General features: G+C 41.4%; 7 protein-coding genes. 6 read left to right on the top strand and 1 reads right to left on the bottom strand.

The genetic code is table 11. The annotated features are described in order from the left end of the window. Window positions 1-52: 52 nt before the first annotated feature. The 3 genes from FNZ24_RS09950 to FNZ24_RS09940 all read left to right on the top strand — a co-directional run bounded on the left by FNZ24_RS09950 (window position 53) and on the right by FNZ24_RS09940 (window position 5,351). Window positions 53-658 (top strand): hypothetical protein, encoded by a 606-nt coding sequence (locus FNZ24_RS09950; protein WP_153914333.1) that lies wholly within the window; start codon window positions 53-55, stop codon window positions 656-658. A gap of 179 nt (window positions 659-837) precedes the next feature. Beyond that, complete coding sequence (gene mfd, locus FNZ24_RS09945; protein ID WP_153914332.1) at window positions 838-4,320, top strand: transcription-repair coupling factor; 3,483 nt, start codon at window positions 838-840, stop codon at window positions 4,318-4,320. Then, window positions 4,320-5,351, top strand: coding sequence for a peptidoglycan binding protein CsiV (locus FNZ24_RS09940; protein WP_153914331.1), 1,032 nt, complete (start codon window positions 4,320-4,322; stop codon window positions 5,349-5,351). Before mfd ends, FNZ24_RS09940 begins: the two co-directional genes overlap by 1 nt. Window positions 5,352-5,718: 367 nt before the next feature. Here the strand turns inward: FNZ24_RS09940 and nagZ are convergent, their stop codons facing one another. Beyond that, on the bottom strand, window positions 5,719-6,729 hold the full coding sequence (nagZ, locus tag FNZ24_RS09935; RefSeq protein WP_153914330.1) for a beta-N-acetylhexosaminidase: 1,011 nt from the start codon (window positions 6,727-6,729) through the stop codon (window positions 5,719-5,721). Window positions 6,730-7,087: 358 nt separating this feature from the next. Between nagZ and FNZ24_RS09930 the strand changes: the two genes are divergently transcribed. The 3 genes from FNZ24_RS09930 (at window position 7,088) to FNZ24_RS09920 (ending at window position 11,466) form a co-directional block, all read left to right on the top strand. Further along, window positions 7,088-8,464 carry an L-serine ammonia-lyase gene (locus tag FNZ24_RS09930; protein WP_153914329.1) on the top strand — a complete coding sequence of 459 codons (1,377 nt, stop codon included), beginning with the start codon at window positions 7,088-7,090 and terminating at the stop codon, window positions 8,462-8,464. A gap of 256 nt (window positions 8,465-8,720) precedes the next feature. Beyond that, window positions 8,721-9,467: an HAD-IIA family hydrolase gene (locus FNZ24_RS09925; RefSeq protein WP_153914328.1), complete on the top strand. Its 747-nt coding sequence runs from the start codon at window positions 8,721-8,723 to the stop codon at window positions 9,465-9,467. A gap of 325 nt (window positions 9,468-9,792) precedes the next feature. Beyond that, window positions 9,793-11,466, top strand: a complete 1,674-nt coding sequence (locus FNZ24_RS09920; RefSeq protein ID WP_153914327.1) for a M28 family metallopeptidase — start codon at window positions 9,793-9,795, stop codon at window positions 11,464-11,466. Window positions 11,467-11,780 lie beyond the last annotated feature (314 nt).

Raw genomic sequence — 11,780 nt, 5'->3', positions numbered from 1 at the left:
AAAGATGAGCATGATAATAGGGGTATTAGTTTGATAAATAAAGAGGCAAACCTTGATCACTGAATCCAATGCATATTTTACTGTGCCTCATCAATTTAATGTCTATTTAGAAACCTGGCCTGATTCAAAAGGTATCCCGACAGAAGAAGACTTACGTTCAATGCAATCTGTTGGCTTAAAGCTGCTGTCTGAAGTCAAAGAACTTGAATCAAGCTGCCTATTACAGCTGCGTAGTTTAGATAATGACGCTAAAGCTGTGGTTGACTTCCTTAAGCTTCAATCACGTAAAGTCGATTTAGTGCTGCACCACGTTTTGGAGAAAGAAGTCCAAACGGGTGAGAGATTCAGCGGTACTCATTTTGGCGGAAGCGGCATTAACCTAAGCTCAGACACTCCCCTTAACGTTGGCGATTATTTTAAATCATCCATTTATATCAGCAGTGAATTAGTGGCCATATTATGTTTATGCCAAGTCACTCAATGCCAAAAAGTCGACCCATCAGCAATTCATAATGATGACACTGTTCTATTCAATATTAGCCTCGAATTTAGCCAAATTTTAGATGCCGATGTTGAGCAACTCGTTAAAGCCAGCTTAAATGTGCAACAAAAAATGCTTAAAATGCGTAAACAAAGTCGTCAACAAGCTGCTGACTAACGAATAATTCCTGCAACTTAGCTTATGCTCGCTTATAATAGCTGCCATCATTTAAGGCAGCGAGGAAGCTTGCCTTAGTTAAAACCTTTTATGACCAGTTACGCTGTTTTTTATATGACCGATATCGAAAACATTAGCTGGATAAACTACACATTTATAGAAGCCAACTTAATAATTCAATGAAGAATTTTAGCGTTTTAACACCGCCTAGTGTCAAAAAAGGCCAACAATTTCAGACCTTATCGACTTTAGGTGGCGTGTCGCAAGCCATAACGCTTGCCAGTCTCATCACCCAGCATTCTGGTACCAGTTTAATTGTCACCAGTGATACGCCAAGTGCATTACAACTGGAAGTTGAATTGGCCTATCTATTATCGCAGTCTGATGTAAATGTGTGTTTATTTCCCGATAGAGAAACGCTGCCATATGACAGCTTTTCACCTCATCAAGATTTGATTTCTCAGCGATTAGAAACGTTAGCGCAAATGAGCCAAAGCCAGCACAATGTCATTATTGTGCCGGTGAATACCTTAATGGTGAAATTGCCGCCAAAGTCGTTTTTAACCGCCAATGTCATGTTGCTCAAAAAAGGCGACACATACAGCCTGCAGCAGGTTCGTCAGCATCTAACAGATACAGGTTATTACCTTGTTGACCAAGTTTATGAGCACGGCGAGTTTGCCATTCGTGGCTCAATTATGGATATATTCCTGACAGGTTCAGATCAGCCGTTACGTATCGAATTATTCGATGATGAAGTTGAGTCTATTCGCTATTTTGATGTTGATACCCAGCGTTCTAAACAAGAAGTTGATGCAGTGCGTATGCTACCTGCAAAAGAGTTCCCAACGGACGCTGCCGGTATTGAAGGTTTTAGGCAACGTTATCGCCGCCGCTTTGAAGTAATTTCCAAAGAGGCTGAATCTGTTTATCAGCTGGTCAGTCGCAACTTAATGCCAGCAGGGATAGAAAACTACCTGCCGCTATTTTTTGATGATTCAGCTAACTTGTTTGACTATTTGCCTGCTGATACTCAGCTAATGACCTTGGGTGATATTGAACAAGCAAGCCAACATCACTTAAATGAAATTAATGCGCGTTATGAAGACAGACGTGTCGATCCGTTAAGACCACTTCTTGCTCCGCAAGAGTTGTATTTACTGATTGATGAACTGTTTGCTCAGTTTAAAAACTACCAGCGCTCTCAGTTTGCTTTAAATAGCGAAGATGTTGCTAAAGCGCAGCTAGCCAATGTTTCAGCGCTGCCAGACATTAATGCAAACCATAAATTAAAGCAGCCACTGATTAATTTGCAGGAGTACAGCGAAACCCACAAACAATTGGTGTTTTGCGCCGAATCTGAAGGCCGCCGAGAAGCGTTAATCGAACTGTTAGCCAAAATTGGCCTGAAACCCAAGCTGTTTAATCACCTTGATGAGTACTTAAACGCCAAAGACAGTATTGGCCTTGTGGTATCTCCGCTTTCCCGTGGTTGTGTGCTACATGACACGCCTAAAGGTGAAGTCAGCATAATTTGCGAAACCGAATTATTTGGCCAGCGTATATCTCAGCAGCGCCGCCGTGAAAAGCAAAAGCAAGTGAGCTCAGATGTACTGGTTAAAAACCTTGCTGAACTTAAAGTTGGTGAGCCAATTGTTCACCTTGAACATGGCGTTGCACTTTATAACGGCCTAGTGACCCTTGATACCGGTGGCTTAGTCGCAGAATATTTACAGCTTGAATACACTGGCGGCGATAAATTATATGTACCTGTTTCATCATTACATTTAATCAGCCGTTACAGTGTTGGCGCTGATGAAACGCCAAGCTTAAATAAGCTTGGCAATGAAACTTGGGCAAAAGCCAAGAAAAAAGCCATTGAAAAAATTCGTGATGTTGCCGCTGAATTACTCGATGTTTACGCGCGCAGACAAGCCCGTCCTGGCGATGCGATGAAAATTGAAGCAGATGAATATGCTCAGTTTGCGCAAGGTTTCCCATTTGAAGAAACCGTTGACCAAGAAACGGCGATTGAAGCCGTACTCACCGATATGCAAACCCCCATGGCAATGGATAGACTAGTCTGTGGCGATGTGGGCTTTGGTAAAACCGAAGTGGCTATGCGCGCTGCTTTTGTTGCGGTAAATGCCGGTAAACAAGTGGTTGTGTTAGTGCCAACTACCCTGCTTGCCCAGCAGCATTATGAAAACTTTAAAGACCGTTTTGCCGATTGGCCTGTGGTTATAGAGGTCATGTCACGTTTTCGCTCAGTTAAAGAGCAAAATGGCGTGCTACAACAATTATCAGAAGGCAAAGTGGATATCGTTATCGGTACTCATAAATTGCTTCAAGCCGAAGCCAACTTCGATAACTTAGGTTTGCTGGTTATTGATGAAGAACACCGCTTTGGTGTGCGTCAAAAAGAAAAAATCAAAGCCCTGCGTGCGAATGTGGATATCCTTACCCTAACCGCCACCCCAATTCCACGTACTTTGAACATGGCGATGTCGGGCATGCGTGATTTATCGATTATCGCGACCCCACCCGCTAAACGCTTAGCAGTAAAAACTTTTGTTCGCGAATATGATATCGCGACAGTAAGAGAAGCGATTTTACGTGAAATCCTCCGTGGTGGTCAGGTTTACTTCCTACATAACAATGTTGAGACCATTGAAAAGTGTGCCCAAGACATTCGTGATTTATTGCCAGAAGCCCGTGTTGTAACCGCTCATGGTCAAATGCGAGAGCGTGAACTTGAAAAAGTGATGTCAGAGTTTTACCACCAGCGTTTTAACGTTTTAGTGTGTACCACGATTATTGAAACAGGTATTGATGTACCAAGTGCTAACACCATCATTATTGACCGTGCTGATAAGTTTGGTTTAGCTCAGTTACATCAATTACGTGGTCGTGTGGGACGCTCACATCACCAAGCTTATGCATATTTAATGACGCCGCACCCGAAACTAATGAGTGCAGATGCCCGTAAACGTCTTGCCGCTATTGATGCTTTAGAAGATTTAGGCGCAGGCTTTATGCTTGCTACTCAGGATTTAGAAATCCGCGGCGCGGGTGAACTCCTTGGTGATGAGCAAAGTGGTCATATTTCAAAAATTGGCTTTAGCCTTTACATGGAAATGCTTGAATCAGCAGTTAAAGCATTAAAAGAAGGTAAGGAACCATCACTTACATATATGCTCAATTCACAATGTGAAGTGGATTTACGCATACCTGCTCTTTTGCCTGATGATTATGTATCCGACGTCAATATGCGCTTGTCTTTATACAAACGTATTGCCAATTGTGAAACGGAAAAAATGCTTGATGAATTGAAAGTCGAGTTCATTGACCGCTTTGGTTTATTGCCTGATCCAACACGTAACTTGATGGAACTGACTTTATATAAACACCAAGCAACAGCCTTAGGCGCCAGCAAAATTGAAATGCACGCCAAAGGCGGTAGTATCGAATTTAGTGATGACCATAAAATCGATCCTATGTTTATCATTGGTTTATTACAGAGTCAGCCACAAATTTATCGAATGGAAGGCTCAAATAAGTTAAAGTTCACTATGCCTGCAGAAACCAGTAAACAACGTCTAGACTTAATTAAGACTTTACTGGAGCAATTAGCTAAACACCGTATTGGAGAAACTAAATAGTGCTGCGTAACTTTGCTATTTCCATTGCCGCTATAACAGCGATGACAGTATCAATTAATGCTCAAGCCAAATCATGGTTTGAGGTTGAAGTGTTTGTATTCGAAAGACAGTCAAACAGTCTAGAGCAATGGCAAGAAAACACTGCACTGCCAGCTAACCGTAAAAATATCGATTTAATCACCCCAATGATCAGCAATGATATTACTGGGGTCGCTTTAGGGTTAACGGGTTGCACATCTTCTGACTGGACTAGCAGCGAAGTAGATTGCCAAGATCCATTAGTCAGTGCCAATAAAACAACTTTCCCAAGCCAAGTGCCATTTTCAATTGCAGCAGAGGAGCCGCAAGTGGCTTACCTTGAAGAAGGCCCACTGCTATTGGCTGAATCTCAAAGCGAATTTGCTGACATTATTAGTACTGTACGCCGTGAAAAAGATGTCCGCAGTTTACTGCATTTAACTTGGCAACAAGACATGCAGTCACGCAATCGTGCAAAACCGATTCGTATCTTTGCTGGTAAAGATTTTTCTGAACAGTTTGATTATGCAGGCCACCCAGTAACTGAAAAAGTAGAAGATGAATTTTCAACTTTTGACTTCTACTCTTTTGGCAGTTTTGTTGATGAACCGCAAACTAAGCCTGTGTGGGAACTAGACGGGAATATCAATATTTATCTCAGTCATTATTTGTTTATTGAAACCAAACTTGCATTACGTAAGCCGATTCAAAAACAAACCAACACCAATGATTATTACCAGTACAGCTCTGATACAAATAATGAAAAAGTCATGAGCCCGTTTTTACAATCCATCCCTATGGTACAAAACCGCCGGGTCAGATCTGGCGAAGTTCATTACTTTGATCACCCAAACTTGGGGATCATTATGCAAATCAGAAAGATGGAACAGCCAACGACGACAAAACCTGCTGATTTAGCACTTGAAGATGATTCACAGATTGAATTGAATACAGAACCAGTTACTGAATCGATGGCTGCTGGTACCAGTTCGACTCAAAGCCAGCTTAATTAAAAGCAGCCTTGATTAAATATTAGTAAATAGCTTTAGCAAAAATTAAAACCGAATGTGTAGTATTCAATACTTATCATTCGGTTTTTTACATAAAAAAACAGCTAACCATACGGCTAGCTGTATTAAGCAAAAATTTGCAAATAATATGACATTGATATAAATGAATTTAAGTCGCATGTTAAACTCATCTGTATCATTTTGTAACATACCCATATCATTTATGCTAACACTTCGAGTTTAACCGCTCAGCAATTAACCAATTCTTATGGATTTACGCTAAACAGCCTTATTCAAAAGAGCCCAGACTCAAACTCAAATGGCTTTTACTCAAATTAGTTTTAATAAAAGTGACAAGTTACTAAAGGCCCTAGCCTAATATTTGCTTAGCCAGCATTTGCGCTTTTTCCCAACGTTCAGTTGAACCAAGCCCTATCATGACCTGCGCCATATCAGCCTTAAGTAACTTTGCATTATTTTTCGGCGCAGTAGACGGCCAAGTAAAGTCACTCAGCAGTGTTTTCACGCCTTCAGGATCATTACATACCAAAATCATATCGCAGCCTGCAGATAGCGCAGCTTGGGCACGACCTAAATAATCTCCTGCAAATGAAGCCCCTTTCATGCCCAAGTCATCTGAGAAAATAACACCGTCAAATGCGAGAGCTTGACGTAAAACATCTTGCAGCCAGTACGATGAAAAACCTGCTGGATTAGCATCAACTTGCTTGTAAACAACATGAGCAGGCATGACACCATTGAGCTGCTTGTTGGCCATTAACTGTTTAAAAGGCAAAATGTCATGATTGAAAATATCATCTTTACTGCGGTTGTCCTCAGCCATAGCCACATGGGTATCCGCTTTGACACTGCCATGACCTGGGAAATGTTTACCCACTGCAGCCATACCCGCTTGATTCATTCCTTCAATAAAGCTTGCAGCTAGCAAGCTAACTTCCTGTGGATTTGGACTAAAACTACGCTTGCCAATAACATCACTAATGCCATTGACATCAAGCACAGGGGCAAAACTTAAATCAATATCACAAGCCACTAACTCTATCGCCATCAAGAAACCAAGCTCTTTGCTCCAGCGCTGCGCTAAGCTCATATCTCCATTTGCAGCGGGTAGAATATCTCCCATTGCAGGGATAAGGGTAAACTCATCTCTAAAGCGCTGCACTCGGCCACCTTCGTGATCCACTGCGATTAAAAGATCTGCGCGAATAGCACGAACCGACTTAACTAAATCAATCAACTGAGCTTTATTAGAAAAATTGCGGGTAAATAAAATGATTCCCCCCACTTGAGGATGCTGTAATAAAGCCGTTTCTTCATCGCTGACACTGAGTCCAGCTAAATCCATCATTAAATAACTCACGCTAACTCCTATTTATTCCATAACGCTAGCAGCTTGATTGTCCATATTACAAAAAAGTCGCCATTGTGATCTCGACTGCAATTACTTCAACTAATCTGAAGCTAATCGCATAAAAAAATCTAATGAACACTCTCATAAAAAGTATGGGATACTCAGTAAAATAACAAAAAACGTTTGAAAAACCGTTAGGTCAATACTGCTTTAAAATCTGCTTTTAATTACTCACTATTATGCAGAGAAACACAAGCTAGAGATACAGTTAACCAAGAATTGTTAATCTAAGTGGAAGCTTTATCAACACCGCGGTAAATGAATAAACGACTATAATAAAAACGACTGAACACTAAGGTTGATAACAATGATTAGCGTATTTGATATGTTCAAAATCGGTATTGGACCATCGAGCTCCCATACTGTCGGACCAATGAAAGCAGGCAAGCTGTTTATGCAGCATTTATCTGACCGAGGCCATTTACCTCAAACAGATGAATTACGTTCAGAATTATTCGGTTCTTTAGGCCAAACAGGCAAAGGCCATGGCACCGGAAAAGCGGTTATTTTAGGCTTGATGGGTGAAGATCCTGATACCGTGGACACTGATGCTATTGACGCTATCCTTGAGCAAGTCTCAAGCAATCAAACCTTAACCATTGCAGATGGACGTTCAGTTAAGTTTACCCGTGATAATGGCATTACTTATCATCGCCGTAAAAGTTTACCCGCTCACGCAAATGCAATGACCTTATACGCTTTTAGCCAAGGCGAATGTATTTTTGAGCGCACATATTACTCCGTTGGTGGTGGTTTTATTCTTGATGAAGATGAAATCACCCAAACCAATGCATCCCCTGCCACTCCGATAAAGTCAGCCCCTTATGACTTTAATACAGCAAGTGAATTACTCGATGTATGTTGCGATAACGGTTTAAGTATTTCGTCATTAATGATGGCTAACGAACTTAGCATCGCATCTGAAGATGACGTCAAACAAGGTTTGTGGAACATATGGCAAACCATGAAAAACTGTATCGAACGCGGTTATCAAAAAGAAGGCATGCTTCCTGGCGGACTTAAACTGCGTCGCCGTGCTCCAGCGTTATATCGTCGCTTGCAGGCAGAAGGACGTAATAATATGGATCCATTAACGGCAATGGACTGGGTAGATTTATTCGCCTTGTCTGTAAATGAGCAAAATGCTGCAGGTGATCGCGTAGTTACAGCTCCGACAAACGGCGCAGCAGGTATCATTCCAGCGGTTCTATGTTACTACCATACCTTTGTACAAGAAGTGGATATGGACGTGTGTTGTCGTTACTTACTCACCGCCGCTGCTATCGGTATTCTGTACAAGAAGAATGCCTCTATCTCTGGTGCAGAAGTGGGTTGTCAGGGCGAAGTTGGCGTAGCCTGTTCAATGGCTGCAGCAGCATTAACCGAAATCATGGGCGGCACTGTTGAGCATGTTGAAAATGCAGCCGAAATCGGTATGGAGCATAATCTTGGATTAACCTGCGATCCCGTCGGTGGTTTAGTTCAAGTGCCTTGTATTGAGCGTAACGCTATGGGCGCAGTGAAAGCCATTAATGCATCACGCATGGCGCTTCGCGGCGACGGTAATCATAAAGTCAGTTTAGATAAAGTGATTAAAACTATGATGGATACTGGCAAAGATATGCGCAGTAAATACAAAGAAACAGCTAAAGGTGGTTTAGCGGTAAATATTGTCGAATGTTAAGGGTTAATTACGTCGTTAGTTACCTCGTTAATTACATCATTAGTAGCTACGTCATTAATTACACAGATTAATCTACGAGTTTAATTCGTCCAACTGAAAGAGGCTATTTAGCCTCTTTTTTGTGACTCGATTTTCTATAAAGCCTTGTTCACTTTTGCGCATTTATCAGAATTTGGATGATTAGTGCGCTTTTGATTGTTTTTTAGGTAGAAATACCTTTAGATGTTTATAGTATTCATCCAATTAAGAGCGTTCAATGAAAAATATTATCTGCGATATTGACGGCGTTTTACTGCACGACAACAAACTCATCCCTGGAAGTGATACTTTTATCCATAGAGTACTAGAGCAAGGTAATCCGCTCGTTATACTCACCAACTACCCAGTACAAACAGGAAAAGATCTGCAAAACCGCCTTGGGGCTGCAGGAATTAATGTTCCTGAAACCTGCTTTTACACCTCAGCAATGGCCACTGCCGATTTCCTTAAGCACCAACAAGGCAGTAAGGCCTATGTGATTGGTGAAGGTGCCCTAACCCATGAACTCTATAACGCTGGCTTTACGATTACTGATATTAATCCTGACTTTGTCATTGTCGGTGAGACTCGCTCATTTAACTGGGACATGATCCATAAAGCTTCACGTTTTATTGCTGATGGCGCCCGCTTCATCGCGACGAACCCAGATACCCATGGTCCTGCTTACAGTCCAGCTTGCGGCGCACTTTGCTCACCAATAGAGCGTATTACAGGTAAGAAGCCTTTTTACGTGGGGAAACCTAGCTCTTGGATAATACGTTCAGCGTTAAATCATATCAAAGGTCACTCAGAAAACACGGTTATTATCGGCGACAATATGCGCACTGATATTCTGGCAGGCTTTCAAGCTGGTTTAGAAACGATATTAGTAACCAGTGGCGTCAGCCAAATGGCCGATATCGATAAAGAGCCTTTCAGACCCAATCATGTATTCAAATGCGCTGGCGATATTGATGTGGTCTAGCAGCTCAAGGCTAAAGTTAACTAGGCTCATACATAAGCAATTAGCTCAGCTCAATATACTTAAATACTCTGTTAAATAGTCATTATTCAGAGGAATCTGCTACCTCTCCTTTCGGTTAACATTAGGTAACATATTTTCAAGCTTATAACCTTGTTCGTGTTATAAGCTTGATTCATTATGCCTGCATGGCTATATCCAATTACCTGTCGCAAACTCACTGAGGTAGTTCTGGTTTTAATATACCTATAGCTGGTTTTAATATACCTATAGCTGGTTTTAATATACCTATAGATAACAATACCTAAAAATAACAATAGGACGACCTATGAAAAAATTGCTCCCATTCTGCGCCTTAGCTTTATTAAGCGCATGCAGCCCTCAAAGTGCTAAAGAGCAAACCTCTAATCCCTCTTCTGTAACTGCTGATTCAACTTCATCCAGTCAGGTAACCTTTGATGAAGCTCGTTTTAGAAAAGATATTAAAACATTATCGTCAGATGAGTTTGAAGGACGTGCTCCCACAACTAAAGGTGAAAAGTTAACCCTTGATTACCTATCTGCAGCCTTTAAAGAAATGGGCTTAAAAACGACTTACCAAGACAGCTATTTACAGCCTGTCCCTATGGTGAGCTACACTGCCAGTGAATCTCAGCAGATTAGCTTAGCTGGAATTAATTTAACCAATCGAGAAGATATTGTTTTAGGTACTCGCCATGATAAAGGTGGCGTTGATATTAACAATGCACCATTGGTTTTCGTCGGTTACGGCGTTAACGCACCAGAATATCAATGGAATGACTATGACGGTTTAGACATGAAAGGCAAGATTGCGGTGATCATGGTTAACGATCCCGGTTTTGCTCACCCAGAGTCTGATAAGTTTAATGGTAAAGCCATGACTTATTACGGCCGTTGGAGTTATAAATTTGAAGAAGCGAGTCGACAAGGTGCGTTAGGTGCCATCATTATTCATGATACAGCTCCAGCTTCTTACCCTTGGTCAGTTGTCGAAAATAGCTGGACTGGCGCACAACAAGATCTGGTATTCAGTAAAGAAATACAAGATAAGCGTATCGCAGTTGAAGGCTGGATGACCTTAGAAAGTGCCACTGCTATTTTCAAAAAAGCAGGTTTTGAGCTGCCTAACTTAATGGCCCGAGCTTCAGACAGTGCAATTAGCCTCGACTTAAACCAAACTGCTGATATTGCCTTTACCAGTAAAGCCGAATACGCCGACAGTTATAACGTAGTCGCAACGCTTCCTGGAACAGACGCAAAAGCAGAGCATATTTTGTTCACGGCTCACTGGGATCACCTCGGCATCGATTTAACCAAAGATGGCGATAATATCTATAATGGCGCACTTGATAACGCCTCTGGTACAGCCGGTATTCTAGAAATTGCGCGCCAATTCGCTAAACAAGCTGAGCAAGGAAATGGCTTAAAACGCTCGCTGACATTTATTGCAACAACAGGTGAAGAGCAAGGCTTACTTGGATCTCGTTATTACGCCGCCAACCCTATTTACCCTATTGATAAAACCGTTGCCGTGTTTAATTTAGACAGCACCAATGTGTACGGTAAAACCCAAGATTACACTATTGTGGGTAAAGGACAGTCGGAATTAGAAGAGTACCTTATTTCTGTAGCAAGCACTCAAAACCGAACCGCTACCCGTGAACGTAACCCTGCATCAGGTGGTTTTTTCCGCTCTGACCATTTCAGTTTTGCCAAACTGGGTGTGCCAGCAGTGTTTGCAGGTGGTGGAAGTGTTCCATTAGATGAAGCCACAGCAAAGTATAAACAAGCGATGCAAATCGAAATGAAAGGTTGTTATCACAGCGTCTGCGATCACTACCGAGAAGGTTGGGACTTATCTGGAGCTCTGCAAGATCTCGCTGTTTATTATCAAGCAGCTGAAACCTTGGCAAACAGTAATGACTGGCCTGGTTATTATAAAGGCTCAGAGTTTAACAGCCTTCGACCAGCAAAAGACTAATCCGAGAACGTTATAACGATTTTCATTACTCAATCCCTTGGAAGTTTCTATTCCAAGGGTTTTTTGTTTAAATTTACGCCAAATAAATACATATTTTAATCTTTAGAATTTATCTCTCCCTGATTCAATATTCTCAAATCGACATGGCAATTTTAGAGAGTAAAATCAATATTCATCAATAAAATCGTTACAAGTTTAACCGATCCTCAAAACGACAAGGCAAAAACAAAGATTAACCACACCAGAAACAACATTTTACTAAGAATAATTCAAAAATTAAGGTTGAACCCTGCATAAAATGCTGTCAAAGTGAA

Source organism: Shewanella sp. TC10 (assembly GCF_009663145.1).
GTDB lineage: Bacteria > Pseudomonadota > Gammaproteobacteria > Enterobacterales > Shewanellaceae > Shewanella.
This window is presented reverse-complemented; position numbering and strand designations above follow the sequence as displayed.

Excerpts from the sequence above, each read along its gene's own strand:
- mfd (WP_153914332.1), top strand. The coding sequence starts at position 838 with ATGAAGAATTTTAGCGTTTTAACACCGCCTAGTGTCAAAAAAGGCCAA.
- FNZ24_RS09930 (WP_153914329.1), top strand. The coding sequence starts at position 7,088 with ATGATTAGCGTATTTGATATGTTCAAAATCGGTATTGGACCATCGAGC.
- FNZ24_RS09925 (WP_153914328.1), top strand. The coding sequence starts at position 8,721 with ATGAAAAATATTATCTGCGATATTGACGGCGTTTTACTGCACGACAAC.
- FNZ24_RS09920 (WP_153914327.1), top strand. The coding sequence starts at position 9,793 with ATGAAAAAATTGCTCCCATTCTGCGCCTTAGCTTTATTAAGCGCATGC.